We start from the raw sequence: 26,322 nt of genomic DNA on the forward strand, positions 1-26,322 counted from the left end.
TATTGTATTAACAATATTAATTAATTAATTTTATAACAAAAATAGCTATTTAGTGTTGCATAAACAATAAAAATAACACAACCAGGCTTACAACCAATGGCCTGTACCTATTTTACAGCTTAACCATTGCCAATAAATATGAAAGCTATCCATTATGTTGAAGATTGGGGCAACCGGCATCACCCGGCCGCAATTGATGTTTTGCGGATATTGCTGGGGGCATTTTTATTAGCTAAAGGGTACGCCTTCCTCCAAAACATGGCCTATTTAAAATGGATCCTTTCCAATCATGATTTAGCAGGCTTACCTTCAGAAACCATGTCTTTCCTGATGTTTTATGTGATCTTTGTGCACATGACGGGCGGGGCATTAATTATGCTGGGAATCTCCACCAGAGTTGCCTCCTTATTACAATTACCCATCATCGTTGCCGCCATATTTGTTATCAATAATTTTAAATCTCCGTTAAATACAGAGCTTTGGCTCTCGGTTTTAAGCGGTATATTATTATTGGTGTTTTTAGTGATCGGCTCCGGGCCATTTTCTCTTGATCATTATCTAACCGAATTAAAAGAGGACTGAGGCTGATGCAAACATCGCAGGCCTGCGCCACAGTTATTTTTTGCAACTTCGTATAAATGAAAGAAACAAAAAACGGGTGCGATCTAACCAACTGCTACCTGTGTACGCATTGTATTAACGATTGGAAACCCGCTATAACTGCTCATAAAACCAATTTTACGGTGAAAAAAGGGCAGCGGATCTTTAATGAAGGCGATGCGGTTACGGGGATATACTTTATTTTTTCGGGAAAAGTAAAGGTGCATAAAAGATGGGACGACGAAAAAGAGATCATCATTCGTTTTGCGCAGGCCGGCGACATTTTGGGGCATTTAGGGTTAGGGAACGACTCAACCTACCCGGTATCAACAACGGCCATCGAGCCAACCATTGTTTGCTACATCGATCTGCCTTTTTTTGAATCGTCCCTGCAGGTTAACACCAGGCTCACCTATTCGCTGATGAAGTTATTTGCGAATGAGCTGCAGGAATCAGAAAAAAGGATGCGGAACCTGGTACACATGCCGGTAAAAAAAAGAATAGCATTGGCCTTACTTACCTTACAAAAGCAATTTGGTGTAACCGCAACCGGTACAATAAATATTGAATTAACGAAGCAGGATATGTCTTCCTTCGCTGCCGTATCTTATGAAACCCTTTTTAAGGTGACTAACGATTTTATCCAAAATAATTGGATCGCCTCAAACGGAAAGTCGATAAAGATAATTAACGAAGCTTTATTAACGGCGATAACGCTGGACCTTAAAAACGATTAACCCCGGCCATCACGACGCCCTCCGGGCGAGCTCCCATTGCAGATATCACACATTAGCTATTCGTTGCTAATTTTGCGCGTTTACCCGATCTGATATGAGCGAAATCTTCCTTTTGGGTGAAATATTCAAGGCCTAAAATTAATAATGTTGAACTTATAAAATTCACCTTTTGCGTAACGGGCAGCAAACTCCAATTACTTGTACCCCATAGGTATACACTGTAATAAAAAAACAAAAGGCAAACTATACAAACGAATTTAAATAAGTGAAGCCTTGTCTTCAGGATAAAAACCGTGATAACAATTAAACACGTCCAAAACAACTGGTTGATATGATCAACATAATGTCGTGCAAAGAGGTGACAGTTAAAAACGTAAAAAAGATGTTAACTATCCCTCCGTATTTTAAAATATAGGCTGCATTTCTTTCAGGTATCTTTTTCGACATATTAACGAAAAATATGGCATAAGTAATTGGGAGGAAAATCATTCCCGCGTATGCCCAAATCCTGGAGGGGTTTTCAGTACCGTTCAGCGCTTTTGTTCCAAACAGGTTGCTCATGAAATTTTTTGACCAGTCAAATCCAACAGAATATTCATTGAACATTGTCCCGCCCGGATAAACGTAAATGGCTATCAATATTAAAATTACCGAAATTGCTATCCCTGTTAAAACTGAATATTTCTTAAGTATTTGCATAAAGCATCGGTTTATAAAACTGGCAATTAGAGTAAACCGCACCTCTATTGTTACGAATTGCGTTTTATTTCAAAATAAAAAAACGCTAAGCTAAATCAGGTATCAGCCCTCGCAACCCAACTCCTTTTCGTTCGCCAAAAAATATTTTCAAAAAATCTTGCGCAGTTGATTGACTGCATATATATTTGCAGTCAATCAACTGCAAGTAATTATGAGACGAGATATTTTCCAAGCCATTGCCGACCCTACCCGCAGAGCCATTTTGACTTTGCTGGCATTAGGCGCCATGACACCTAATGCTGTAGCAGAGCACTTTGATAGTACCCGGCAAACGATATCTAAACATATCCAGATCCTGACTGAGTGTGAGGTACTGATACAGAAAAAGAACGGCAGAGAAATTTATTACCACTTTAACCCCGAGAAAATGAAGGAAATAGATATTTGGCTGGAACGTTTCCGCAAGATGTGGGAGGACAGCTTTAACCAATTAGATGACCTATTAAAAGACTTATAAACCAAAAAACATGACAAACAATTTTGTGTTCGAAACAGACATGGCTGCCAAGACGATTCATATAGCACGCGAATTTAACGCGCCGGTTGAAAAAGTTTGGAGGGCCTGGACAGAGGCTGACCTGCTTGAAAAGTGGATAGCGCCAAAACCGTGGACGGCCAAAACCAAAATTATGGATTTTACCGTTGGTGGAATATGGCTTTACGCTATGGTTGGTACCGAGGGCCAGAAACATTGGGTGTACGCCAAATTTACCGCGATAGAAAATGGCAGTGCCTTTTCATCAACGGGTATGTTTTGTGATGGAGAGGGAAACCCGGTTGTTGATGGGCCAAAATCTTACCGGGATACTAAATTCACAACTGTTGACGGTAACAGAACCAGGGTAGATTCGGTGATCACCTTCGAAGAAGAATCAACCATAAAAATGTTCGCTCAAGGTGGCTTTAAAGAAGGCACCACAATGACCTTTAGCCAACTGGACGAGTTTTTGACCATAAAATAAGAATACTAAACAAGAGTTTGGAACCAATCAGACTAAATAATAAACGATTTAAAACTTTAAAGATGAAAAGCAACATGGTATTTGAGAAAGACATTGCGAGTAAAAAAATTCACATCGTACGCGAATTTAATGCGCCAATTGAAAAAGTATGGAAAGCCTGGACAGAATCAAGCCTGCTGGAAAAATGGTGGGGACCAAAACCATGGTTCGTAAAAACCAAATCGATGGATTTTACAGTGGGCGGTGCCTGGCTGTATGCCATGGTGGGCCCGGAAGGTCAAAAGCACTGGAGCTACGTAAAGTTTACCGATATCGAAGATGGAAGCAGATTTGCGGCCGATTCCATTTTCTGCGATGAGGACGGCAACACATTGCCAGACGCGCCGGCAGCGCATTGGGATAACAAATTTGTAGCCGAAGGCGATAAAACCAAAGTGGTAGTAGACCTAACCTTTGATCAGGAAGCCGATATAAAAATGTTAGTGGAAATGGGCTTTGAAGGCGGCTTTACTATGGGCCTTAACCAACTGGATGAATTGCTTGCTTCGGAATAGGCTCATCTCCGTTTTAAATGCTACAAAAAACTAAACTAATAACAAACAAAATGAGAAAGATCCGAATTTTTGAACACATCTCGCTGGACGGCGTAAGTGAACACAATGAAGGTTACGAGTATGGCGGATGGACAGCACCATATAGAACCCCGGCAGGGTTAGCCTCCCTCCTCGAGGCATACGGCACAAGTTTCGATCTCCTGCTTGGCCGCGGCACCTACAATGCTTGGTCGGGCTTTTGGCCTAAGGCAGGGGGCAACCCCATGGCAGACGCTCTGAACACGGCGACCAAATACGTAGCAACCCACAGGCCCGACGGCCTTGAATGGGGCCCGGTACAGTACCTTGGGGCAGATGCCATAGAGGGTATTCGCGCGCTCAAGGCAACAGATGGGCCGGATCTCATCGTTTCAGGAAGTTTAACACTGACTTCGGAGTTGCTGGACCAAGGGTTGGCAGATGAGGTTGTGATGATTGTTTATCCGGTATTGCTGGGCAGGGGTAAACGCCTCGTTTCAGACAGCTTTAACGCGTGCGAACTCGCATTTGTTAGCAGCGTGGCCACGCCAACGGGCGTGCTTCTCAACACTTATAAACACCTGGGAGCATTGAAAAAATAACCGGATTGCACCAGTCAAAAAAAACAGTGTCATAAATGCAAAGTCAGCAGACGTGTGGGGCTTTGCTATTAATTGAGCTTTTCAAATACCCTTTCACTTAATTAAAGGATATAATCATCGCGGCGGTTGCTGTAAGCTAATTACAATCAATAGAAATCACTTCCTAATTATTGCAAATAGCTCATTCAGCCTTTTTTTTTATACGCTTCCTGATCCGGCTTAGGGAGGATCATCAGCGGTGGCCAGTCTAATCATAGGCGGCACTTCTTTCATCATCCTGGCTTACGACCCTACAAAGGGAATTGCAAGCTCAGCGGGGTATGCCGCTTTCGGCGCCTTTTATTACCTGCTTGCAGCATTTCGGCTGTCAAAAACAGTTAACCAGGTTGCTTCGGTGTAATCAGGATAAAAAATATAAGCGCAATAATTCATCCAAACAAAAAAGCCTCACATTGCTGTGAGGCTTTTGAATTATTATTCGACGTTCGTAGTTTTCTTCGGTTAAATTTGCCTGCTATCAGTTGGGTCAAATTCCACAATCCATTCTATGCCGTATTTGTCTCTAAACATTCCGGCGTATGTACCCCAGGGAGTGTCGCCGATTGGCCCTTCAACATCTCCGCCTGCAGATAATCCGTTAAATACATTGTCTGCTTCTTCACGGCTTTCGGCACTAACTGATATTTTAGACCTGTTTTCATTTTCGTTTGTCGGTCCCATAAATTCGGGGACATCATTGGCTATTAGCACATTGTGTTTGCCAAGTGGCAAACCAATATACATTATTTTATTTGCTTCATTTTCGGCTACCTGAAATTCGGGGCCCGATAGATCTTTAAAACGGATGATCTTTGTGAACTCTCCGCCAAAAACTGATTTGTAAAAAGTGAATGCTTCTTCGGTGTTTCCGTTGAAGTTGATCCAGGGATTAATTGTTCTCATAATTTTATTTTTAATTTGTTAGTTTTTTTCTTCTTATTCTCCGGGTTATCTGCCCGTTGCTAAAGTGGTTGATGATTTCCCTCTTATAATTTCTGCGATAAGGCCGTCAACAGATTCTCCAGGTTTCCTAATGTTATGGCAAACCCTATTTTGAAGCCCTCCAGTAATTTTTCCAACCGCTCAAACGATTCATTATAAATGGTAATGTCCACTTTAGTTATACCGTTTTGTTCGCTAAAATTGTAATCCCAGTCAGAACCCGGCAGTTCGCGATTTTCGTCCTTATCTGCAAAAGCGTTGTACATCTTAAAATTGGTTTTCGGCGTAATGGAGGTAAATTCCTGAACCGCCCAACGCTCCTGCCCGTCGGGGCTTATCATCGCGTAAAACCTTCGCCCGCCAACTTTGAAATCCATATACTTGGTTTTGGCGCGCATAGGTGCAGGAGCGCCCCACTGGTCCAATAATTCGGGTTTAGTAAATGCGTCCCACACCAAATATAACCCGGCATTAAATTCCCTGGTTATATATACAGTTTTGGCCGGTTTATCAACTGTAAAATCAAATAGTAAGTGGTTGTTCATTTTTTCTGTTCTTTAAGTGTTGATAAAACTTCGTCGAGTTGATTAAATTGAGTTTCCCAGTTTTGCCTGAATTGTGCTAACCAATTATCAAACTCCTGCATTTTTTTCGCATTAAAGTGATAATAAATTTCCCTGCCAGCCTGCGCAGGTTTAATCAATTGGCATTCGTGTAATACTTTAATATGTTTGGATACTGCCTGCCGGCTCATATCAAATTTTTCTGCCATAGCATTTGGTGTTAACGCCTGTATAGCAATTAAAGTTAAAATAGCCCTGCGTGTTGGGTCGGCTATGGCCTGGAATATATCTTGTTTCATTTTACAAACGTTCAATTAAGCAACCTACGGGTTGCAAATATATACGCAACTTTTGAGTTGCGCAAATTTATTTTCAATTCAGTTTACGGTTTTGTTTTACCGCCGTAGCCCTATATCTGTAAAGTTTATTCCTATCAAATAAAATGACAACATGTAATAATCTCTTGCCCTACATATAGGTGTATTATCCAAAAGCAATAGTTCCTAAATAGACGCGATAGTAGACTTACTAAACGCTCGTTTTGCTGTCTTCTCAGTTTTGATGGCGATGTCGCTGAATGGATAATATTTCTTATCTACAATCTTCAATTTAATAGTCTTATTATAAATCGCCCCTATTGTACATAGGCAGTTGCTAACAGTATTTACTTTGCAGCCTATCTAATGAGAATACCGCTTCGTCTTCTAACTCATGACTGCTTTCTGCAATTCAAAGCAACACTTACTAATTGAGGTGTTAATAGTCTGCGCATGGGATTAGACTTCTTAACTTGGTTCTTAGTATCATCCCATTGGGTGGGTACAATAGAAACCCAGTATAGATGTAAGCTACTTTCTTTTTTTCTGTTATCCAATAGTAAATAGGGCAAGTGCCGTTGGTCTTTGGCTTCCTCCTATCTAAGATTACTTTTAATTGTATCATTGATGTGGTGATTAACCACATGTATGATATATACTCAAACTATATTCAAACCAAACATTGCATAAAGGCTCACCATCACACTATTTCTTACTGGGCGTAAAGCCCTAAAAGAGAAAAGCACCTACATCGGAAATGATGTAAGTGCTTTGTTTTGCTCCCCAGACTGGGCATAATTCGAACCATTTGATGGCGCAATTGAAACTTTTAAATGAATTGCCGGTTGCTGAGGCGGGTTTCGATTTCGTAACCCATTTATTAGATCAATTCTGTTAAAGGGTACTGGTAGGGGGCTTGCCAACTTACCTTTTAAATTACATTATATTAAAATCAACTATTGAGAACGAAAGCGAAGGTTTTCCAAATTCATTCAGTTGTACATATGTTGATTTGCTAATTTTTCAACTTAAAATAACAGAACAATGGCCAGGTATGCGGATGAGAACAATATCCCTGAAAGGCTCTTTTACGGTCAGGTGAGGGTACCCAGAAGGCATATAGACCCTCCCTGGATAAAGTTGAGTTCATTTCATCGGGTGCGGTCCATTGCCCTACCCAGTAGTTGGGGTATTGTTTAGCGAAGTTGTCGAAAGAAAATTTCAATAACAAACGCCGGGCTTCCACTTTATCAAAAGTAGCGACACCCAATAGAACAGGGTATTCAAGCGAATACCATATGCCACCGTCTTCCCCGTCAGGGTTACCACCCCAAAGTGGTTTCTCCCGCGTTCTTATACCAATCTTTTCCGGTGTTAGTAATTTGCTTTTTACATATTCGTAAATCTGTTTTTTCCGTTCTACAGGTAAACCTGGTATCTGAAGCAAATAACCTTGCGGTTCTATACATACATTGTCCAGGCCAAATTTCAAATCTTTGCTCAGGTAAGCTCTCGCTGCAAATTTCCGGTCACCCAGATCCTCCATAAAGGCATCGCTTATAGATACCCGGTACTTTTCCATAGCGATGATCAAATCCTTTGCCGCCGGGTTCCCTGAAAGCTTCAGTGCTTCGGTTAGTTTAGGAAATACTGCTAATAGCATCGCACTGTTAAGGTGCGATTCGGCAGACCCACCGTATACATTTGGCGAATATTTATGAAAAAAGCTATCGCTCCAATCTGAATTCAACATTCTAACCAACCCGTTGGGCCCTTGGCCTATCTCGTCCCTTAAATAAATGAAGTATTTCTTTACAACATTAAGCACTACTTCTTTATGGCCGGTCTCAGCTGGATATAGCGTTACCCGCTCATTTAAAAATGAATAGTTTTTGGTTATAAGCAGATATTCGGCCAGGGTATTAAAAAAGTATAGCTGCTCGTCGCTTTCTTTAAAAAAAGATGGTTGTGAATAGCCGTAGCCTGTATTACCACGCTTGAGTTCGCCATCCGATTCAGTGTGCGCCATTACATACCGTATAGCTGAACGCGCCAGTTCGGGGTTGGTATAACAGAGAGGCAATATTGCCGCCAAATGATCCCTGTTAGAAATATTATCGCCGAAGTAGTAACTATATACCGTCCCCTGTGGTATAAAAGTTTCTTTGTAATAGCTGCTGTATTTAGCCGAAGCTTCCATCATGTGGGCATTCCAAAGCATCTCACGCTTTAAAATTTCGTTTTTTTCTAAGGATAAATCAGGCAACCGGCTTTTCCATTGATTTGCGTATAATCCATTTTCCGGATTTTTTTGGTCAGTGCCAAGCAGCAATTCATTTACTTGTTTACTTATATCCGCGTAGGATTTGCCATCGGCTAACCCAATTACTACCTGGAATATTTTGCTTTCCCCGGGTTTGAGGGATGTAGTTACCACCGAAGATAAGGTGTCTTTCGAGACTCTTACTTCAGAATGATATGAACTGTTGAAATTTCTGGCATACATGAAAACTGCCGGTGGTGCTACGTCATAAATAAAACGCTCATTTTTGCCGGGTGTAGGCAAAAAGCTGTTCTTTTTGGCAGTTATTACGGCCAAGCCAATCTGTCCTGCCTGGTCAACCCTCATATCAGTCGGGTAAACAATCGGCCGTTTTCCCGGGTCGGTATATTGTAACGAGTTCATCACGTAATTTACCCGCATTCGCTCCCGATAAATCAAGTGCTTGACTGCTTTACCACCATTTTTTATGGTGACGGTTATTACGAACGAAGGGTTGCCGGTATTGATATGTTGAGACGGTTTAACGGATAAGACACGTGTACAAGCCACGCCATCATCCAGTTGATAAGTGTAACGAGCGAACCCGACACCAAAATATTTATGGGTAAGCACACTGTCCGATGCAATAGAGTTGATGCCGGTTAACCGAATCCTTTTTGCTCCTCCGGAATTACTGATAGTTACATCAGCCTCGTTAGCACCGTAATTGGTTTGGCTTGCGCTATTGACCCTGGCCCAGGCACGTTCTGCCGTGAAAAACTGGTATACACCGCTGGCATGAGTGATCAGGGCCATTCTATAATTTCCGAGCAAAAAGAACGGATCTTCGGGCTGGTCGGCATCTTTTCCGTTCTTGTCAGCAACTATGAAAGGTAATCTGCCTGTATATTCATAGCACGGCAACCCAGCTTTAGTAAATGACCAGGAACCTATACCCTGTGCAAAAAGTGCATTGCCGGGTAACAACGAGGCAACAAAAACTAAAAGGAATAAGATGTTTTTTCTAAGCATTTTCTGCGGTTTATGTAGTTATGCAAACCGCTAAAGCAAGTAAGCGCCTGATCAAATATTGTTTCTTTTTAATTCTGCTACCGCATAATCAACCGCCCGCGCGGTTAAAGCCATATAGGTTAAGGAGGGGTTTTGGCAGGCAGTTGATGTCATGCAAGCACCATCTGTCACAAAAACATTTGGCGCTCCCCAAACCTGGTTATGCTCATTTAGCACAGAGGTGTTTAAGTCTTTGCCCATGCGGGCCGTTCCCATCTCGTGGATGCCTAAACCGGGTGCCTGCTCAGAATCTTTTATAGTTATATTCTTGAAACCTGCGGTTGCCAGCATCTCCTGCCCATTGTTTAGGATATCCTGAAGCATTTTAAGCTCGTTTTCTTTATAAGAGCAGTCTATTTCCAATAAGGGCATGCCCCATGAATCTTGCTTGTCTTTGCTAAGCGTTACTTTATTATCATGATAGGGCAAACATTCGCCCATGCCCACCATGTGCATCTGCCAGTTTCCCGGTTCTGTGAGCGCGTCTTTATAGCCCGCCCCGATGCTTTGCTCTTGCACGTTCCCGGTTGCCCTGAAACCGCTGCCAGCAAAGGCAAACCCACGGATATATTCCGCGTGCTTATCACCGTTTAGGTTGGTAAAGCGCGGTACGTATATACCGGTAGGCCTTCTGCCATAAGTATATTTATCTTGCAAGCCTTCATATTCGGCGGTTACACTACCGCGGTAATTATGATCCATCAGGAAGTGACCCAATACCCCGCTATAGTTCCCCAATCCGTTTGGAAATGAAGCTGATATTGAATTTTTCAAGATCAGGGTTGTATTCAATGTTCCTGCATTTACGAATATGATCTTCGCAAAATACTCGGACATTTGGTGCGTATTTGCGTCAATTACTCTTACGCCTGTCGCTTTTTGCTTCTTCTCATCGTAAATGATGGAGTGCACTACTGAGAACGGCCGTAAAACCAAATTGCCACTGGCTTTCGCTGCGGGCAGGGTAGCCGAAACGCTGCTGAAATAGCCCGCAAACGGGCATCCCCTAAAACACATGTCCCGGTACTGGCAGGGTCCTCTTCCTTTTAATCCCTTTGTAAGGTTGGCCGTTCTTGAGATAATAACATGCCGCTCCGGGTAGCTCTTTTCCACAGCTTGCTTAAAGTGTTTTTCTACACTATTCATTTCCATCGGCGGCTGAAACTCTCCGTCGGGCAAATGAGGGATGCCATCGCGGTTGCCGCTGATGCCTACAAATTTTTCAACGTAAGAGTACCAGGGTGCTATATCTTTGTACCTGATGGGCCAGTCAATCGCTATGCCTTCTTTCAAATTAGCTTCAAAGTCCAGGTCGCTCCAGCGTTGGGTCCACCTGCCCCACAACAATGATTTGCCTCCTACCTGGTAGGCTTTTATCCAGTCGAAAGGTTTTATTTGAATGTAGGGGTGCTCCTTGTCTTTTACAAAAAAATGCCTGGTTGCTTCGGTATAAGCGTAGCACCTGGAAACAATGGGGTTTTCTTCTTTATCCTTTAGCGTAAGATTGTTGTGATGCTCAAATTCCCAAGGTGTCATGGTGGCGGTAGGATAGTCTTTGATGTGTTCGATATTCCTGCCACGCTCTAAAACCAGCGTTTTAAGGCCTTTTTCGCAAAGTTCCTTTGCAGCCCATCCGCCACTCATGCCGGATCCTACAACTATGGCGTCAAAGGTGTGTTGTTCGGTGCCTTTTGTATTAATGTTTGGCATACTATTATTGACCAATTTCTTTTAATGATTATACCAGTTACCAACTAAAAGTGTCTCTTACATACATTCTGCTTTTCTTCCAGTCGTCCTTTATTGGGTTAACGGGTGGCGCGTCGAAAGCAAGTTCAATAGCGGCCCTGCCTTTGAAATTCACCTTTTTTAACGCATCGGCGATGGCTGTAAAATTAATCACTCCATCCCCAACCGCCTCAGTCCACTTACCATCAGCTTTCTGATCGCGGATGTGCATATACACCATTTGATGGCCGTAGGTCTGAATAAAAGTAACCGGGTCGATGCCCGCTCTCACCAGCCAGTTAAGGTCTGGTCCCAGTGCTATACCCGGAATACGTGCTATGGTGCCTTTTAGGTCGTGCATATTATTTTCAACCTCGTAGGTGTGGTTATGCAGGTTGGGTTGGATTTTGTTTTTCTTACAAACCTTCCATACGTCTTTTAGAAGCGCAGCCTGTGCATCCAGTTCATCTTCAGTTTTTACGCGGCCGGCGTTACCTACCGATATGCCAAATGTTTTACCGCCTGCCTGGTGCAATCTTTGGGTAATCAGATCTACATCGTCCAGTATTTGGGTATGCTTGCTTTTATTCCACATATCTGCGCCGTAGCTGCTGCCGGTTACCGGCACGCTGTATTTGCCGCTTAGGTCGAGCAATTTTTGTACTGCGTCATCGTGCCTTAAAATGGCCTCCATCAATTCCAAGCCATCTATACCGGCATATTTGAAATCGCCGAAAATTGTTTCGAGTACCGGGGTGCAATCATAGCCGCTTTCGGGCGAATATTTGCTGGCATAAATCCATAGGTGGCCGCTAACAGGCACAGATGTTTTAAAGTTGCCGGCGAAGGTAGTGTGTGTTAATGCCGCACCAGCAAGCAGGGCGGATGAGTTTTTTATAAAGCGGCGGCGTGATTGATTCATATAACTTTGTTAATAATTTGATGAAAGGCTTAAAGCCATTCGCTAAAGGAGTTAAACTTCTGAGGTAACGATGCTGATCTTACTGACAACACCCGTAGTCTTATCTTTGAGGATACGGCTGATGTTTCCATCCGGCAATATCTCTTCCTTGATGAGGTAATGATGCTCGTCATAGTCATGGTAGCTTATCGAATGTGCTTCTGCTTCCGTACCACGCCACACGGGCAAATCAACAGGCTCCCAGCTACCCGATGCTGCAGATTTGTAGGCTGCATCAATGAGGCAGTTAACGACGTATCCGTCATAAAAAGTTTCTGAAGGTTCACGGTGGTGCTCAATGGCTTCAAACATGTCTGTAAACATGTGGCTGTACCCTAATTCATGCACTTCATCGCCAACCGGGAAAAGCCAGCCGCTATTAGACTCCGTTTTTTCGGCTACATATCCTGTTCCCTTGCCGGTGCTGAACATTTCGAAACCGGTGCGTAAAAAGCTATTTAACCAAATGGTTCCTTCTGTTCCCATCACTTCGTCCCTCAAATCCATCCCGCCGCGAAAGCACCAGCTTACTTCAAACTGACCTATTGCGCCATTAGCGTATTTTACTAATCCGATAGCATGATCTTCGGCGGCTATGGGGTGCACCTGGGTTGCGGCCCAGCACATTACCTCAACCGGTTTAATGCCTTTTCCAATAAAATTCCTGGCAATCTCTATACAATGGCAACCCAGATCGATAATAGCGCCACCGCCCGATTTTTCCTTATCCCAAAACCAGTCGCTGTGAGGCCCCGGATGGGCTTCTCTTGATTTTGCCCACAGCACCCGGCCAATGCTGTTGTTTTTTACACTTTCCAGCGATTTTAAAAACTTAGGGGTATAGCAGAGGTCCTCCAGATAGCCACCCATAATGCCGGCTTTTTCCACCAATTCCATCATTAGCCTGGCTTCCTCGCCCGTGCGGCCCAATGGTTTGGTGCATAAAACATGCTTATGGGCTTGAGCACAAATCTCAATCGCTGCCAGGTGCAGGTGATTGGCAAGCGCGATTATTACTACATCAACTTCGGGATGGTTAACCGCTTGCGCCATATCCGTAAAAAAATGTGGCACTTGGTAGTCCGTCGCAAATTTTTCGGCATTGGCTTCAGTGCGTGAGTAAACAACGTGCAGCGTGTCTTTTCTACGCTGGCCAGCGAGTGTATCCGCATAAAACCGGGCAATAAATCCCGATCCAAGTATTGCTATTTTCATAAAATTTCAGAATAATTCAGGTCAATCATTTTGCCTCCCCACAACTTGCCAGTTTTGCCCGGCAAGTTGAACTCGGGAAACAATGAGAGAGATTTAGTTGATTTAACAACTCAAAATACCTGCATTTAGTTGATGTAAACTACCTTGTAGCTGTTCTGAAATGATACTTTTCTAACATTAACGTTCATCAATAGTAGAATACCGTTTTCTTAAAATTTCCATCATGTGCACATTAATATCCCACTGGCTGGCAATAGGCTGATGCGAACCAGGCAAAAGCGTTGTATAGGGAGGTGCGCCGAATTCCGGAGTGACCGTAAAAACAGAGGACCCTTGTTGGCGCTTCAGTTTAATCACGCGATCCCACCACTCCAAATGGTGTTGCAGGGCATCCGCCCAAAGGGAGTCTCTCGGATCGGGCACTTGCGGCCCTTCGGTGTGCCCGATACGAACATGGAGATGATCCGTATGGTTTATGGCCAGTTCGACGGCCTCCGGCTGGTCTTCCAGATAGGTTTCCGCCACATTGCACCAATGTGAAATATCCAGGGTGATCCTGATTCCCGGGTGTTGCTCGAGGTAGGCTTTTGTAATATGCGCTGCAAAACTCCATTTACCGCGATGCGTTTCGTGTATGATATGGATGCCGGCTTTGCTGCTAATTTCATCGGCGAGTTTAATTAATTGCAGATTTTGATCCATTGTAAAATGATCTTTACCTGTTTGCGAGTTAATAAACAGCGGACTGCCGGAAACAAGACTGAGTAGATTTTCTTCGTAAACCCTGAGATGCGTATGGAAATCCTGATCGACTGTTTGCCAGTGCTGCCCTATGAATGACAAGTTATATTGTTTAAGACCCTTCATAATGATCGACCTTTCTTCGGATGTCAACGTGGGCGGGAAGCCCATTTCAACACCATCGTAACCAGCATCCTTTACTTTCTTAAAAAAGATATCCCAGGGCAGGTTTTCCGAGCCCCACCTCGGGCAAAAAAACAGAATTTTCATATATAGATCGTTTATTTGTAGATTAGAAAAGTTAGTTGAATTAAGGGCACCTTTGTTGCTTTGTGTTAGATTATGCCTTAACGATGTATTGGTTTCTGTATGCTAAAGGGCTTAATCCATATAAGCTTTTAAATTGCCTGTTAAAGTTGGACAGATTATTAAACCCTGATGCAAAGCAGATTTCCGAAACGCTTTTGTCGGTATCAGCCAGCAACCTGGAGGAGTGGCTAAGCCTTATTTCGTTCACGAAGGCTGAGAACGTTTTGCGGGTACGCTGGCTAAAATACCGTGAAAACGAATTTTCTGCCATATGCACCAGGCCGGCAACATCTGTAATACTGATCTCCGACAGGAAATTTTTCATAACGTATTCAAATACCTTGTTCAACCTTTCAGATTCCCTATCATTCTCGCCTTTTACCAGCTGATTAGAGATGTGCCTTTTGTCCTTTGTTTCTGCGAGTGTGTTCAAAATGTCAAGCAGTTTCAATAGCCGCGGAACGCCTTTTAGTTCCAATAATTGATGCATTTGTTCAGCCACCATAATATTTGCTTTGCCTTTAATGTCAAGCCCCATCGCCGATTTACTTAAAAGTTCCCTTATCTTTCTACAGGCAGGCAAAGCCAAAAAATCGTCGCCTATTGAACTCGCCAGGAAATGTATAACAATAGATTTTGCCCTTACGCCCGATTGGGGTTGATAATAGGGCGGGTCGTTACGGTATAAATGCGGCACATTCGGGCCGATCAGCGCAAGATCGCCCGGGCTAAAGCTTTTGATATTATCCCCTATAAAACGCTTGCCGGTACTTTCGGTTACCAGCACAAGCTCATATTCGGGGTGATAATGCCAGGGCGTAGGATAATAATCATAATCGAAATATTTTACTACGAATGATTCTTCCTCCTCCCTTGGTAAATATTCAAGTACGGGTTTCATTTTAAATTTTTTGTAATGATAGGGAAAAATACAATGTTAGGAAAGTATCATTTTCAGCATGCCTTGTTGTGGATGTTTTTTGCCATTGCAAGTAAATTTGTTTAACAATAAATCCAATTATGTCAAATACCCAATTATCCACCAACCAAATAGCGGCCTATAATAAAGATGGCTATATCGTAATAAAAGGTTTTTGCAGCCGGCCGGAAGCAGAAAAGTTGTACCAGACAGCATTACAGGATGATGCCATGAAAAAAAACGCGCTTGACCTGAACGACCAGACCGGCAAGAAGACAAAGCTTTCGTTATGGTTTACGCCCGGCGATAATGTATTTGGATATTTAACGCGAAGCGAAAAAATGGTGACATCGGTTGCGTCTCTATTGGATAGCACAGCCCCGGTATGTCACTTTCATTCCAAATTGATGCAAAAAGAACCTAAAGTTGGCGGAGCGTGGGAGTGGCACCAGGATTATGGCTATTGGTATAAAAACCAATTTATGTTCCCGGACCAGTTGATCAGTGTGATGATCGCGCTCACTCCGGCTAATAGGGCAAATGGCGGTTTACAAGTAATTAAAGGGTCTCACAAATTAGGCAGGGTTAACCACGGTTTTTCGGGCGAACAGGTGGGTGCAGATATGGTGATGGTGGAGAACGCTTTGAAAACCATGGAATTGGTTTATTGCGAATTGGAGCCGGGTGACGCGCTTATATTTCATAGTAATCTGCTTCACCGCTCTGAGGCAAATCTTTCGGACCATCCACGCTGGTCCATCATTTCCTGCTACAGTTCGCAATCCAACCTCGCTTATAGCGAAAACTCTACATCATGGAAAACGCCGGTAAAAATAGTTCCTGATAATGCAATTTTGGAATGGGAAACTTCTGACGCCGCTGCAGTTGATTTTTTAGTAAAAGAAAATGACCCGGCATTGAAAGAAACTGGTTGGGAGAATAAAGTTAAAACTGTTTAGCACACGTCCGTTTTCATCTTGTGTAAAACATCCTCCGTAAAACCCCGATTAATTTGATGTACTTCAATTAAATATTAGTTTAGTCACCATTTACCAATGACGTTTACTAATGAAAAAACAAATCCTTTTGGTGTTTAATTTAATTTTTATTACTGTGTCTGCGTTTTGCCAAACGCCTTCAGGGCAGCTGAGTGATTGTAAAGCAACACTTAAAGATGGAACACTTACGCTGGAGAATAGCAAGCTCTGCCGCAGTTATAAATGGAATGAGGGAGCTATAAAAAGCATTTCTTTAACGGATAAAACCACGGGGCGAAAGTGGGAGTTGGCTGGCGGCAATGCCGATAATGCTTTCCCCGGTGCAGGTAAACCGGCTAACGGTAGCTTTAAAGTTGAAAGTATACCGGCAAACAGCATATCCCCCGCATTTTTAAAAGCAGAGGTTTATGTAAAATTAGGCACCCTGGAAGTTAAGAGAGTATTCAAGATCTATGAAAATTGCCCTGCTATCGCTTGTGATTACTATCTACGGGGCAATGTTACCGGTAAATGGTCTAATGAGATGGTTAATAATGGTGAATTGCATAATATTGAAACCAACGACGAACAAATCACGAAAGAAGAAAAGGTACCGGTTATGGAAACTCTCGCTTTGCCGGGGACGCACTGGAATTTACATACCGTAAAATTTTTTGATATTACAGATCGTAACAATACGTTTGTTCAGGAAAATGAACAATTAATTTATCGCGCGGAAAGCCGGATGGCAGGTAACTTGCTTTTTGCTGATGAATTAACAGGCGATCAGGGCCTGTTTATTTTAAAAGAAGCTCCCTCATCGGATGTACAGTTAGCTTATCCGGGCTTTGATTTCAGGGCCCGCACGGGTAGCATAGAGGCTGTTGGTTTTGGCGTTAGTCCTAATGATATAACCCCTGATAAGTGGACGCGCTGTTATGGCATAGTAACCGGTGTTACAAGCGGCGGTGCGTTAGGGCGTTTACAAGCACTGCGATCTTACCAGGAAAAGGTTCGTGTTCATCAACCCGGGCGGGATGAAATGATCATGATGAATACCTGGGGAGACCGCAGCCAGGATAAACATATCGGCGAAGCATTTACTATAAAAGAGCTGCATGCGGCACATCGCTTGCACATTACCCACTTCCAGGTTGATGACGGATGGCAATCGGGCCGCTCATCAAATTCTGCTTTTAAGGGAGGTACGCTAACCAATATTTGGGATAATCCCAATTACTGGAAGCCGGATCCAATAAAATTCCCAAATGGATTGGCACCGCTTGTAGATCTGGGCAAAAAACTGGGTATAGAAATTTGTCTATGGTTTAATCCAAGCAAAGATAGTAGCTATATCCACTGGAAAAATGATGCGGAAGCGCTAATCAGTTTGTACAAAACTTATGGTATTCGCACCTTCAAAATTGACGGTGTGCAGATCATCGACAAAAAAGGAGAAGTGAATCTTCGTAAGATGTTTGACACGGTAATGGCCGTGACAAACAATCAGGCAGTTTTCAATCTCGATGTAACCACAGGGCGACGAAATGGCTATCATTATTTTAATACGTATGGTAACATATTTTTGGAAAATAGATATACCGACTGGGGTAATTATTATCCTTATACTACCCTGAGAAATTTATGGATGCTTTCCAAATATGTTCCTGCTCAAAATCTCCAAATCGAGTTTCTGAATAATTACCGTAATACGGATAAATATGCAGCAGATGATTCGCTTGCCCCTTATAAAAATAGCCTGGAATATGAATTTGCGATAACAATGATGGCACAGCCTTTAGCCTGGATGGAAGCTACGGGGCTGCCTGAAAAAGCGTTTGCCGTTGCTCTGGTGATAAATAAGTATCGTAGTTTACAAGCCGATATACATGCCGGGCAGATATTTCCAATTGGGAACCAGCCCTCGGGAACCTCTTGGACAGGGTTTCAATCCATAAAAAAAACAGACGGTTATTTGTTATTGATTAGGGAGCGGAATGAGTTGAGCCAGGCGTTGATAAAAACCTGGTTGCCGGTTGGAAAAAAAATCTTACTGAAACCTGTTATGGGCATCGGAGACAATAAGATCATAACAACTAATTCGCGTGGCGAATTGAATGTTACTTTACCAAAGCCGAATAGTTATGTGCTATATTATTACTGCATTCAAAAAGGAACTCGGCAATTGAGAAAATAATTCCAGATTAAACGTAACACTCGAGTTACATTCTGAAAATAAAAATGGGTAATATTATCTACTTAATTAACAGCAAAATATTCGGCAAAAAAGAAGGGCAAGCGACCGTTTTACCGTGCTTGCCCATTGTGGCTCCCCAGGCTGGGCTCGACCGTCTAAAAACTTTCAGCGATACGCTTTAAATTTTCCATCAAATGGTTCGAAAAAAGTCCAATAGGGATCACAAGCAAAGCCCCTCCTATCAATAGGAGGGGCTTTGCTGTTTTATAATGAGCGTTTCTTGAGCGGAATTATTCAACCCTAACAAAAGAAGCCCTGTGGCAAAAATGATAGTATGGTTGCCGCGCAGCCTGTTTAAACTTTGTTATTGTACTTATAGCACCGTCGACGATACAAAAGACAATATTTTATATCAGATTTTTTCAGGATATTAGAAAATTAAATCTAAATCATGAAAAAATTAATAGTCCTGATTTGCCTGCTATTACCCGTGTTTAGTAAGGCTACTTGTATAATTATTTACCTGAAAGGGAATGATATTTATATTGCAGCCGACAGCCGGAGAAACTACAGTATTTTTAAAAACGGGAAGTTAACATCAAATATTTTTCAAACTGTTTGTAAAATACACAATGTAGGTAATGTTTTTTATGCAATAGCTGGGCACGATGATGGCGGCCTGATGAGTGTATCTACAAAAAGCTTAAAAAAGTTTGTGGCCGTCGATAGCGATTAACGATTTTAAAAAAAATATGGCCCTGTATTACACATTTATTATGAAACAGGCTAAAAGAACAAAAGAAGCCGATTTTAATTACTGGGTACACAATCGTTTAGGTGATGTTGCATTTTGCTATTATCTTAATGGAAAGGCATATGTTAAAATTGCCAGTTTTTCTATGGTGATCGTGGGTGAAAATATTGCAATAAAACCTTACTCTTATGAATTAAAGGTATTAAACCCAATGTACACACTGGGTATAAGCGATCATTTAAATTCTGGTAACTTCACGAAGGCGGAATCAGCAACGTTTAACATCCCACCAGATCATACGGAACTATTATTACAGCAATTCATAAGAGTAGAAGCTAAATATCATCCAAAAGAAATAGCAGAACCTATCGATTTGCTTAAATTAACTAATGGAAATGTGTTCTGGCTGCAGAAAAACAAAAATATAGTTAATTATTAGTACAGGCAGTATATTTTGCCTTATCAATAACAAATGGTATCAGAGCAACTTAAATCATACTTGTTGACCAAATATAAAATTATCCTTTGCGATAGTTTCAAAGGAATCGTAAGTATCGCTCGCTTTTACCATCTCGATGATCTTCTTAATTTTTAATTCGGATGTTTCATTGGTATCAAAGGCTGAGCTTGTCTCGATTAGCATGCTATTGGAAAAGGTCTCTGCGGTTCCCTATTGCAAGCCAACATCAATAAACAAACGATAGACCAGAGATGAATTTTTGTATTTTTCATTTGGATTTTATTAGTGTTGATCATTTGAAAATGCGTTTCCAGTAGCTTACATGACGATACCGTGCCAGCAAAGAAAAACCGCCAGAGCACCAAGTATTACCAGCCCCGCAACCCATGACCATGCCCCGAATGATGACTTCGAATCAACGGTTTTTAATTTCTTTTCCACCCGGGTACTATTGCGCGCGGTGGCGATGCTTTCGTTCAATCTACTATCGCTTACACCTTTCAATTCGCCTGCTGTCTCCTGTAGGTTGCTATTGAGTGTGGTGGTGCTACATTAGGCAGCGCAAATGTTTGTTTGCCGGATGAATACTCGAGAGAAGCGCCCAGGTCAAGGTTGTTAGCCAAAAAGTAACTGTATGACGGCCCAATGCTAAAGCTGTGCGTTTTGTCGTTAAACACATCCGGAGCGCTCCCTGGTACCGAGCTATATTCGGTGTTGGTGCCACTCGCAGTACTTAATGATAAGGAGCCACCTAATAGCTGATTGCCCTTTTGCGTTTGCGCACGGCCCGCTAACGAAATAACTGATAAAGTTAATAACAGGTAAAATTTTTTACTCATAAATCAAATTTTTTAATGTGCGCAAAGCAAATACTAAAAGCTTGAAACCAAATTAATTAAGTAGAAATGCATGCTTATTGGAAGTTTGTGCTATATCTTACATGTTTATCAGAGTTTCAGCACAAATCAGAAGGATGCAGTTTTTTAGTGTCCCCCGCAGGTGTCAGTTACAGCAAACAAGATTATGGCTACCTGTTTGTACTAACTATGTACTATCAAAGTACTATCTGAGGCTTGAATTAAACAAAAAAAGCCTCTACACTTGGAGCACCTGATAAAGCCGCGTATGCAGATATAAGGCTGAAGAGGTAAACAAAGTATTTAATGAGGTGATAGAGGAGTTTACCATCGAAGAGAATTATGCAGAACTATTTACAGAAGTTATCGCTGATACTTACAAAGCCAAAACACTACGCAATTGATCTCCCGCTCGGAACTGCTTAAAGAGATCAACGACCTGAACAGCCGCATTGCCAAAGCAAGGGAGTTACTTTTGAACGGCGACATAGACGGCGCGGATTACAAAACCATTAAGTCTGAAAATGAATATAAGATAAACGTACTGGAAGCGAAGTTGGCAGAGGCGGCAGCAGTGAACTCTAAGGCTGAAAACATAGAACCGATACTTAGGAGAGCAATTACCAAATTGACACAGTTGAACACAATCTATTCAAAATCAAATACTTCTGCAAAGCGTGAATTAATTGGTTCGATGTACCCCCAAAAATTCACTTTCGAGGAATTGCAACATCGAACCGCTTTACAAGTAAATTATTCTTGTATCTACTTGATAAACAGAAAAATAGCGGGTAAAAAAGAAGGGCAAGCGACCGATTTTTCGTGCTTGCCCATTCTGGCTCCTGAGCCTGGACTCGAACCAGGGACCCTCTGATTAACAGTCATATTTTACACATTATTGGTATTTTGTAATTCATTGTTATGTATTGATAATCAACAATTTATGAATATTTCATTATTGGGTAATTTGTGATATTTTGCGATTTGTTGTCCATTTTTCTGCAAATTTTCTGCAAATAATTCAATCGTTTTTCTTATATTTGTATTAGTAAATCGCACTATAAATCAGCATTTTATTTCATTTATTGCGATGCTTACATTTTGTTTGTTTCTGCAAATTTATACATTTAATTATTAAAATCATGAAAGCAGAAGTTTCTTTATATCTGGACACAAGGCGGGCATTGAAAGATGGCACTTACCCTTTAAAACTACACGTTTATTTTACCGCAAAAATGGAACGGTGGTATAAAACTGATTACAAATTGAGCAATGAACAGTTTGAACAATCTTATTTGGCTGCCAAGCCAAGAGGAGAACTTAAGGAACTTAAAATTGAGTTGGATGCTATTATACAAAAAGCGGCAGAACTGGCTAAGGATTTAGGTGATAGCTTTACTTTTGAAAAATTTGAACGCAAGATGTTCCGTACCAAAGCAAGCGCGAATAATGTTATTGACCATTTTGCTGCTTATGTAAAGGTACTGGACAAAAATGAGCAGATCGGCACAGCTTCCAGTTACAATTGCAGCATTAATTCTATTACGGCTTATTTGAGTGAGGGTAAAAAAAATCCGGTTACGTATATTCCTTTTACCGCACTTTCAGCCGAAGTTTTAAATAAATATGAACAATGGATGATTTCCAAAAATAGTTCCAAAACAACAGTTGGCATTTATATGCGTAATTTAAGGGCGATCTTTAATAAAGCAATTGCAGCCGGGGACATTTCCCCTGAACTTTATCCCTTTAAAACCTATAAAATCCCTAACGGTAAAAATGTAAAAAAGGCGTTGGAAACGCCTGATCTTAACGCTTTGTATATTGCAGATGCCACAGATAGCTTTATGCTAAAGGCCAGGGATTTCTGGTTTTTCAGTTACCAGTGCAACGGAATGAATTTCAGGGATATTGCTGAATTAAGGTTTAAAGATATTCATGACACCTATTTTTCATTTTTAAGGCACAAGACGAAAAATACTACAAAGGAAGACCCGACACCTATTGTTGTTCCCTTGACCAGCTATATTAAAGATTTTATTAAAAAGTATGCCAACGAAAAAGGTAAGCCTAATGAATACTTGTTTCCTATATTCCAGACAGGCATGTCAGCAAAAGAGCGGCATCGAGTCAACCAAAATTTTATCCGGTTTGTAAACCAGCACATGCAAAAATTGGTCGATCAGTTAGGCTTATCATTTAAATTGGGCACGATGGTAGCCCGCCATTCATTCACTACCCAGGCAACCCGTACAATGGGTCTGGAATTTGCACAGGAAGCTTTGGGGCATACAACCATGAACACAACACAGAACTACTGGAAAGGCTTTGAAAATGATGCTAAAAAGAGCATGGCAGAAAAGCTTATGGAATTTACAGTAGCAAAACCAACAGTAATTCAAGAGGCCGTTTGAAACGGCCTCTTATCAATACCAACCTACTTGCGGCATATCGAAAACAAACAGGGAAGGACGCTTTTGACCCGCTGTGCAATACGCCATGCAAGTCAAGAACACACCATTCCATTTTCACCATGTAAGCAACCAAAAGCGGGAGCCGGGTAAATAGTCAAGGCCGGGCCACCGCTAAAAAACAAAACAAAATGGCCCGCTCTGCATGGCCTTTACTTTTTACCCGGCGGTGGCTATCTTCGCGGTACTGGTGAATATGGGATTTGGGAATTTTTACTACACCCAGTTTATCGTACCATCCATAAGAACTCAAAACTCAAACCCCTCAACAAAAAAATCATACTTTGCATAGGAAAGCCGAAGAGTTGGCTTTGGACAATCAAAGTCAATATCCGACTCATTATAATCTTCTGCTATTTCTTTAGAATTTAGCACCTATAAATGATCCTAAAAATGGCCAGAATAGAATTTGCAACTATCTCACAATTAGCTACATTCAAAAAGCAATAAATAAATAACACTGCAATAAAAAATTTATTGCGCGGATTCAAAAATGGAGAATTAAATTTTAATTCGATACTATGACATTCCTGCTTATTTTTACAAGATGCCATTACACGTCAATATTGAAGATTTATTAAACGCTCGTTCTGTTGAATCGGAACGGCTCGAATTTAAAGAGGGGTGGAATCCTGATGCTATATACCGTTCAATTTGTGCTTTTGCGAATGATTTTGAAAATGTGGGTGGTGGCTATATTCTGATTGGCGTGGAAGAAGAAAGCGGGATTGCCAAGCGGCCCGTTGTAGGTTTAAGTGCCTCCAAGATTGCCTCTATTCAAAAAGAGATGATCGGGTATAATAACCTGATTAACCCCGTTTACCATCCTAAACTCTTTATTGAAACTGTGGATGGCCAGCAAATTTTAGTTATTTGGGTGCCCGGTGGCTCTAACCGCCCTTATGAAGTGCCTGAACAAATTACGGCCAAACAAAAACGATATTCTTATTATGTTCGTAGGTATGCCAGTTCTGCTGTTGCAGATATGGAAACTCAGCAAGAACTGATTAGTCTGGCCAACCAAATTCCTTTTGATGACCGCTCTAATCAATATGCCAGCATAGATGATATTTCAATGGTACTCATTCAGGATCATTTGCGCCTGATAGGCAGTAAATTGATGGAAACTTCCGATCAGCATACCAAAACGGTAATATTAGAACAGATGCTCCTGGTTGATGGCCCGCCCGAACACCGCTTTCCCCGGAATGTGGCATTGATGATGTTTAATGAACACCCGGAAAAATTCTTTCCTGCCACCTGGGTGGATGTCGTGTATTTTCCAAGGGGTGAAGGAGAATCGGAATTTCTTGAATACCCGCGTATTACAGGCCCCGTACCTACTTTAATCAGAAAGACACTGGACTTATTAAAAACAAACTTTTTAAAGGAAAAAGTCATTAAGCAAGCTGACAAGGCCGAAGCAATCCGTATTTGGAATTACCCTTACGCTGCACTGGAAGAAGCTGTGGCGAATGCATTATTTCATCGTGATTATCAACTGAGGGAGCAGGTTGAAATCCGGGTTTCACCGGAATCCATCGTGCTGCTTAATTATGGTGGCCCTGATCGCTCTATCCGTCAAGAAGATTTTATCAGCGGCAGGATAAGGCCGCGCCGTTACCGCAACCGCCGTTTAGGAGATTTTTTAAAGGAACTCGATTTAACGGAAGGCCGTGCTACAGGTATTCCCACTATTAAACGTGTTTTGGAACGTAATGGCTCTCCTGAACCATCTTTTCGCACAGATGATGAACGTACCTTTTTCGAAGTAGAAATATTTTGTCATCCTGCTTTTAAAAACGATGTTATTCTTATAGATGATGCCCAAAAGGAAGTGGCAAGTAATAAGGAAGGTAATAGAGATGGTAATAGGGATGGTAATAGAGATGGTATTTTGTTATCCCCGAAACAAAAGGAAATATTAAACTTTTGTCAAAACCCCCAAAGCCGGGCAGATATATTCGATCACCTCGGCATTTCGAACCAGCCCAAAAATTACCGCCTGCATATTTTACCACTAATACAAGCTGGTTATATCACTCTTACCGAACCTGATAAACTTTCCAGTAAATATCAAAAGTATCAAACCAGCAATACGGCCCCCGCTACCTGAAATCCTTGCAATAAAATTTATTGGCCGTGAGTTAAAGGGATTTACAGTAGTGCCGTTACATGCTAAAGTTCAATACACTTATCGGTATGGTAGAGCGAATGCTCGTTACGCTGAACGTAGCCAAGCTGATTGGTCAGCAATTTTGTATGACCTATTTTAAACTCAGGAATATTTTGATGGTGATGCCCGTAAATCCAATAATCCGGCGTGGTATCTAAAATCAAATCATCCAATATCGTTGCAAAAGCCTCGTTCAGGTAGTCTCCTTTATATTCTGGAGGATAGTTTTTAAAAGTAGGAACATGATGTGTGATCACTACTTTTTTGCCAGTTGTATCTGCTTCTAAAGAGGAACGTAGAAACGTAAGGCTGTTTGCATGAAAATCATTATAGTCAGGAATTTGAAAGCGCTTCCCATCATAACTAATTTGATAAAAATCATTCAGGCTACGTTCTATCCGCCAGCCATTTAACAAGCTGATGGACGACCACAATGTCGAAAATAGCAACTGATGCGCGCCAATTTCTTTAACCACATTATTTATTAGTGACACATTACTTTTAATCTTTTCTTCAAATGACCCCGATCTGTTTGAAATATCACTTTGATAGTATTCGTGATTCCCTGGTATCCAATAGGTTGCTTCAAAGTGATCGCTGATATAATCAAAAAAGTCCTTTTGTCTGTCTATCCTGGTAAACAAAGTAATATCGCCAGCCAATATCAAAATGTCGCCTATGGGCTTAATGGGGTTAGCTTTTATATAGGCTTCATTTTGGGGGAACTCTAAATGAAGATCGGAGCAGTACTGTAAAATCATGGCGTTTCAAAATTAGAAAAAGGGCGCTTTAAAATCAATATTCAAGACAATTATCTGACTTAGCCTTTTAAATTCACTTATTTGTATTGCTTTTAAATTGGAACGATATTAAAATAAGTTGACATAAAAATTACCATTACAGCAATACCTAAGCATTTCTATTGATTGAATTTATTATATTTGCAATATAATTTGCTGCCCGCAAGATGGCAAACTTTTGTAAAGTTTGTTTTGGGCCCTACAGAAAAGACCGGTTATCATGATGCCGGCATTTTGTCTTCTGTATTGTTTCGTGACTTGACACCGAAGCAATTTTTTCAATATTTTGCCTCAATTACCCCCTTGATTTTTGTTGTGGAGATTCTGATG

The 26,322-nt window shown here is 41.5% G+C and carries 28 protein-coding genes; 14 read left to right on the top strand and 14 right to left on the bottom strand.

Translation table 11 applies throughout. From position 1 onward, the window contains the following. Positions 1-138: 138 nt before the first annotated feature. Together EPL05_RS02965 and EPL05_RS02970 are read left to right on the top strand one after the other, a co-directional pair. Positions 139-582 carry a DoxX family protein gene (locus EPL05_RS02965; protein WP_128532010.1) on the top strand — a complete coding sequence of 148 codons (444 nt, stop codon included), beginning with the start codon at positions 139-141 and terminating at the stop codon, positions 580-582. A gap of 56 nt (positions 583-638) precedes the next feature. Next, the gene (locus EPL05_RS02970; protein ID WP_128532011.1) at positions 639-1,337 is read left to right on the top strand and encodes a Crp/Fnr family transcriptional regulator; all 699 of its coding nucleotides are present in this window, start codon (positions 639-641) and stop codon (positions 1,335-1,337) included. Between the two features lie 303 nt (positions 1,338-1,640). Here EPL05_RS02970 and EPL05_RS02975 read toward each other — a convergent pair whose 3' ends face one another. Further along, on the bottom strand, positions 1,641-2,036 hold the full coding sequence (locus EPL05_RS02975; protein ID WP_128532012.1) for a hypothetical protein: 396 nt from the start codon (positions 2,034-2,036) through the stop codon (positions 1,641-1,643). Positions 2,037-2,247: 211 nt separating this feature from the next. On the opposite strand from EPL05_RS02975, the gene EPL05_RS02980 reads away from it, so the two are divergent. From EPL05_RS02980 to EPL05_RS23860, 5 genes are all read left to right on the top strand, one after another. Then, positions 2,248-2,553 (top strand): ArsR/SmtB family transcription factor, encoded by a 306-nt coding sequence (locus EPL05_RS02980; RefSeq protein WP_128532013.1) that lies wholly within the window; start codon positions 2,248-2,250, stop codon positions 2,551-2,553. Between the two features lie 10 nt (positions 2,554-2,563). Then, complete coding sequence (locus EPL05_RS02985) at positions 2,564-3,058, top strand: SRPBCC family protein (RefSeq protein WP_128532014.1); 495 nt, start codon at positions 2,564-2,566, stop codon at positions 3,056-3,058. Positions 3,059-3,120: 62 nt separating this feature from the next. Beyond that, positions 3,121-3,612, top strand: a complete 492-nt coding sequence (locus EPL05_RS02990; RefSeq protein WP_128532015.1) for an SRPBCC family protein — start codon at positions 3,121-3,123, stop codon at positions 3,610-3,612. Positions 3,613-3,662: 50 nt separating this feature from the next. Continuing rightward, on the top strand, positions 3,663-4,232 hold the full coding sequence (locus tag EPL05_RS02995) for a dihydrofolate reductase family protein (protein ID WP_128532016.1): 570 nt from the start codon (positions 3,663-3,665) through the stop codon (positions 4,230-4,232). Positions 4,233-4,470: 238 nt separating this feature from the next. Further along, the gene (locus EPL05_RS23860) at positions 4,471-4,632 is read left to right on the top strand and encodes a hypothetical protein (RefSeq protein WP_166727592.1); all 162 of its coding nucleotides are present in this window, start codon (positions 4,471-4,473) and stop codon (positions 4,630-4,632) included. A gap of 101 nt (positions 4,633-4,733) precedes the next feature. Here the strand turns inward: EPL05_RS23860 and EPL05_RS03000 are convergent, their stop codons facing one another. The 10 genes from EPL05_RS03000 to EPL05_RS03045 all read right to left on the bottom strand — a co-directional run bounded on the left by EPL05_RS03000 (position 4,734) and on the right by EPL05_RS03045 (position 15,282). Further along, a complete protein-coding gene (locus EPL05_RS03000) occupies positions 4,734-5,174 on the bottom strand; it encodes a VOC family protein (RefSeq protein ID WP_128532017.1) in 441 nt (146 codons plus the stop codon). 83 nt (positions 5,175-5,257) lie between these two features. Further along, entirely contained in the window at positions 5,258-5,758 is a 501-nt protein-coding gene (locus EPL05_RS03005) for an SRPBCC family protein (RefSeq protein ID WP_128532018.1), read from the bottom strand. Then, positions 5,755-6,075: an ArsR/SmtB family transcription factor gene (locus EPL05_RS03010; protein ID WP_128532019.1), complete on the bottom strand. Its 321-nt coding sequence runs from the start codon at positions 6,073-6,075 to the stop codon at positions 5,755-5,757. The genes EPL05_RS03005 and EPL05_RS03010 overlap by 4 nt, the downstream gene beginning before the upstream one ends. A 457-nt stretch (positions 6,076-6,532) precedes the next feature. Then, positions 6,533-6,739 carry an Arm DNA-binding domain-containing protein gene (locus EPL05_RS24580; RefSeq protein ID WP_128532020.1) on the bottom strand — a complete coding sequence of 69 codons (207 nt, stop codon included), beginning with the start codon at positions 6,737-6,739 and terminating at the stop codon, positions 6,533-6,535. Between the two features lie 369 nt (positions 6,740-7,108). Continuing rightward, the gene (locus EPL05_RS03020) at positions 7,109-9,388 is read right to left on the bottom strand and encodes a glucosidase family protein (protein ID WP_128532021.1); all 2,280 of its coding nucleotides are present in this window, start codon (positions 9,386-9,388) and stop codon (positions 7,109-7,111) included. Between the two features lie 51 nt (positions 9,389-9,439). Beyond that, positions 9,440-11,137 carry a GMC oxidoreductase gene (locus tag EPL05_RS03025; protein ID WP_128532022.1) on the bottom strand — a complete coding sequence of 566 codons (1,698 nt, stop codon included), beginning with the start codon at positions 11,135-11,137 and terminating at the stop codon, positions 9,440-9,442. Positions 11,138-11,174: 37 nt separating this feature from the next. Beyond that, complete coding sequence (locus EPL05_RS03030; RefSeq protein ID WP_128532023.1) at positions 11,175-12,077, bottom strand: sugar phosphate isomerase/epimerase family protein; 903 nt, start codon at positions 12,075-12,077, stop codon at positions 11,175-11,177. Positions 12,078-12,128: 51 nt separating this feature from the next. Beyond that, on the bottom strand, positions 12,129-13,331 hold the full coding sequence (locus EPL05_RS03035) for a Gfo/Idh/MocA family protein (protein ID WP_128532024.1): 1,203 nt from the start codon (positions 13,329-13,331) through the stop codon (positions 12,129-12,131). Between the two features lie 177 nt (positions 13,332-13,508). Beyond that, positions 13,509-14,342 (bottom strand): sugar phosphate isomerase/epimerase family protein, encoded by an 834-nt coding sequence (locus tag EPL05_RS03040; RefSeq protein WP_128532025.1) that lies wholly within the window; start codon positions 14,340-14,342, stop codon positions 13,509-13,511. A gap of 70 nt (positions 14,343-14,412) precedes the next feature. Next, complete coding sequence (locus EPL05_RS03045; RefSeq protein WP_128532026.1) at positions 14,413-15,282, bottom strand: AraC family transcriptional regulator; 870 nt, start codon at positions 15,280-15,282, stop codon at positions 14,413-14,415. Positions 15,283-15,401: 119 nt separating this feature from the next. On the opposite strand from EPL05_RS03045, the gene EPL05_RS03050 reads away from it, so the two are divergent. From EPL05_RS03050 to EPL05_RS03065, 4 genes are all read left to right on the top strand, one after another. Continuing rightward, a complete protein-coding gene (locus tag EPL05_RS03050) occupies positions 15,402-16,259 on the top strand; it encodes a phytanoyl-CoA dioxygenase family protein (RefSeq protein ID WP_128532027.1) in 858 nt (285 codons plus the stop codon). 109 nt (positions 16,260-16,368) lie between these two features. After that, positions 16,369-18,474, top strand: a complete 2,106-nt coding sequence (locus EPL05_RS03055; RefSeq protein ID WP_128532028.1) for an alpha-galactosidase — start codon at positions 16,369-16,371, stop codon at positions 18,472-18,474. Between the two features lie 451 nt (positions 18,475-18,925). After that, positions 18,926-19,210 carry a hypothetical protein gene (locus EPL05_RS03060; RefSeq protein WP_128532029.1) on the top strand — a complete coding sequence of 95 codons (285 nt, stop codon included), beginning with the start codon at positions 18,926-18,928 and terminating at the stop codon, positions 19,208-19,210. A gap of 40 nt (positions 19,211-19,250) precedes the next feature. Then, positions 19,251-19,667 carry a hypothetical protein gene (locus tag EPL05_RS03065; protein WP_128532030.1) on the top strand — a complete coding sequence of 139 codons (417 nt, stop codon included), beginning with the start codon at positions 19,251-19,253 and terminating at the stop codon, positions 19,665-19,667. 54 nt (positions 19,668-19,721) lie between these two features. Here the strand turns inward: EPL05_RS03065 and EPL05_RS23865 are convergent, their stop codons facing one another. Both EPL05_RS23865 and EPL05_RS03070 read right to left on the bottom strand, forming a co-directional pair. Continuing rightward, entirely contained in the window at positions 19,722-19,871 is a 150-nt protein-coding gene (locus tag EPL05_RS23865) for a hypothetical protein (RefSeq protein ID WP_166727615.1), read from the bottom strand. A gap of 317 nt (positions 19,872-20,188) precedes the next feature. After that, positions 20,189-20,527: a hypothetical protein gene (locus EPL05_RS03070; protein ID WP_128532031.1), complete on the bottom strand. Its 339-nt coding sequence runs from the start codon at positions 20,525-20,527 to the stop codon at positions 20,189-20,191. 418 nt (positions 20,528-20,945) lie between these two features. On the opposite strand from EPL05_RS03070, the gene EPL05_RS03075 reads away from it, so the two are divergent. The 3 genes from EPL05_RS03075 (at position 20,946) to EPL05_RS03085 (ending at position 25,132) form a co-directional block, all read left to right on the top strand. Then, positions 20,946-21,419: a hypothetical protein gene (locus EPL05_RS03075; protein WP_128532032.1), complete on the top strand. Its 474-nt coding sequence runs from the start codon at positions 20,946-20,948 to the stop codon at positions 21,417-21,419. Between the two features lie 268 nt (positions 21,420-21,687). Then, entirely contained in the window at positions 21,688-22,959 is a 1,272-nt protein-coding gene (locus EPL05_RS03080; RefSeq protein ID WP_128532033.1) for a tyrosine-type recombinase/integrase, read from the top strand. 604 nt (positions 22,960-23,563) lie between these two features. Then, positions 23,564-25,132, top strand: a complete 1,569-nt coding sequence (locus EPL05_RS03085) for an RNA-binding domain-containing protein (protein ID WP_128532034.1) — start codon at positions 23,564-23,566, stop codon at positions 25,130-25,132. Between the two features lie 62 nt (positions 25,133-25,194). On the opposite strand, the gene EPL05_RS03090 is transcribed toward EPL05_RS03085, so the two are convergent. Next, positions 25,195-25,953 (bottom strand): metallophosphoesterase, encoded by a 759-nt coding sequence (locus EPL05_RS03090; protein ID WP_128532035.1) that lies wholly within the window; start codon positions 25,951-25,953, stop codon positions 25,195-25,197. Between the last annotated feature and the right edge of the window lie 369 nt (positions 25,954-26,322).

The sequence above is a fragment of the Mucilaginibacter gilvus genome (genome assembly GCF_004054195.1).
GTDB lineage: Bacteria > Bacteroidota > Bacteroidia > Sphingobacteriales > Sphingobacteriaceae > Mucilaginibacter > Mucilaginibacter gilvus.

What these genes read in the sequence shown, in the direction of transcription:
- EPL05_RS02965 (WP_128532010.1), top strand. Translation starts at nt 139, where the DNA reads ATGAAAGCTATCCATTATGTTGAAGATTGGGGCAACCGGCATCACCCG.
- EPL05_RS03010 (WP_128532019.1), bottom strand. Translation starts at nt 6,075, where the DNA reads ATGAAACAAGATATATTCCAGGCCATAGCCGACCCAACACGCAGGGCT.
- EPL05_RS24580 (WP_128532020.1), bottom strand. Translation starts at nt 6,739, where the DNA reads ATGTGGTTAATCACCACATCAATGATACAATTAAAAGTAATCTTAGAT.
- EPL05_RS02975 (WP_128532012.1), bottom strand. Translation starts at nt 2,036, where the DNA reads ATGCAAATACTTAAGAAATATTCAGTTTTAACAGGGATAGCAATTTCG.
- EPL05_RS03035 (WP_128532024.1), bottom strand. Translation starts at nt 13,331, where the DNA reads ATGAAAATAGCAATACTTGGATCGGGATTTATTGCCCGGTTTTATGCG.
- EPL05_RS02970 (WP_128532011.1), top strand. Translation starts at nt 639, where the DNA reads ATGAAAGAAACAAAAAACGGGTGCGATCTAACCAACTGCTACCTGTGT.
- EPL05_RS03020 (WP_128532021.1), bottom strand. Translation starts at nt 9,388, where the DNA reads ATGCTTAGAAAAAACATCTTATTCCTTTTAGTTTTTGTTGCCTCGTTG.
- EPL05_RS03040 (WP_128532025.1), bottom strand. Translation starts at nt 14,342, where the DNA reads ATGAAAATTCTGTTTTTTTGCCCGAGGTGGGGCTCGGAAAACCTGCCC.
- EPL05_RS03000 (WP_128532017.1), bottom strand. Translation starts at nt 5,174, where the DNA reads ATGAGAACAATTAATCCCTGGATCAACTTCAACGGAAACACCGAAGAA.
- EPL05_RS03060 (WP_128532029.1), top strand. Translation starts at nt 18,926, where the DNA reads ATGAAAAAATTAATAGTCCTGATTTGCCTGCTATTACCCGTGTTTAGT.
- EPL05_RS03030 (WP_128532023.1), bottom strand. Translation starts at nt 12,077, where the DNA reads ATGAATCAATCACGCCGCCGCTTTATAAAAAACTCATCCGCCCTGCTT.
- EPL05_RS02990 (WP_128532015.1), top strand. Translation starts at nt 3,121, where the DNA reads ATGAAAAGCAACATGGTATTTGAGAAAGACATTGCGAGTAAAAAAATT.
- EPL05_RS03070 (WP_128532031.1), bottom strand. Translation starts at nt 20,527, where the DNA reads ATGAGTAAAAAATTTTACCTGTTATTAACTTTATCAGTTATTTCGTTA.
- EPL05_RS03090 (WP_128532035.1), bottom strand. Translation starts at nt 25,953, where the DNA reads ATGATTTTACAGTACTGCTCCGATCTTCATTTAGAGTTCCCCCAAAAT.
- EPL05_RS03045 (WP_128532026.1), bottom strand. Translation starts at nt 15,282, where the DNA reads ATGAAACCCGTACTTGAATATTTACCAAGGGAGGAGGAAGAATCATTC.
- EPL05_RS02985 (WP_128532014.1), top strand. Translation starts at nt 2,564, where the DNA reads ATGACAAACAATTTTGTGTTCGAAACAGACATGGCTGCCAAGACGATT.
- EPL05_RS03085 (WP_128532034.1), top strand. Translation starts at nt 23,564, where the DNA reads ATGCCATTACACGTCAATATTGAAGATTTATTAAACGCTCGTTCTGTT.
- EPL05_RS02980 (WP_128532013.1), top strand. Translation starts at nt 2,248, where the DNA reads ATGAGACGAGATATTTTCCAAGCCATTGCCGACCCTACCCGCAGAGCC.
- EPL05_RS03055 (WP_128532028.1), top strand. Translation starts at nt 16,369, where the DNA reads ATGAAAAAACAAATCCTTTTGGTGTTTAATTTAATTTTTATTACTGTG.
- EPL05_RS23865 (WP_166727615.1), bottom strand. Translation starts at nt 19,871, where the DNA reads ATGCTAATCGAGACAAGCTCAGCCTTTGATACCAATGAAACATCCGAA.
- EPL05_RS03065 (WP_128532030.1), top strand. Translation starts at nt 19,251, where the DNA reads ATGAAACAGGCTAAAAGAACAAAAGAAGCCGATTTTAATTACTGGGTA.
- EPL05_RS03005 (WP_128532018.1), bottom strand. Translation starts at nt 5,758, where the DNA reads ATGAACAACCACTTACTATTTGATTTTACAGTTGATAAACCGGCCAAA.
- EPL05_RS03080 (WP_128532033.1), top strand. Translation starts at nt 21,688, where the DNA reads ATGAAAGCAGAAGTTTCTTTATATCTGGACACAAGGCGGGCATTGAAA.
- EPL05_RS03050 (WP_128532027.1), top strand. Translation starts at nt 15,402, where the DNA reads ATGTCAAATACCCAATTATCCACCAACCAAATAGCGGCCTATAATAAA.
- EPL05_RS03025 (WP_128532022.1), bottom strand. Translation starts at nt 11,137, where the DNA reads ATGCCAAACATTAATACAAAAGGCACCGAACAACACACCTTTGACGCC.
- EPL05_RS02995 (WP_128532016.1), top strand. Translation starts at nt 3,663, where the DNA reads ATGAGAAAGATCCGAATTTTTGAACACATCTCGCTGGACGGCGTAAGT.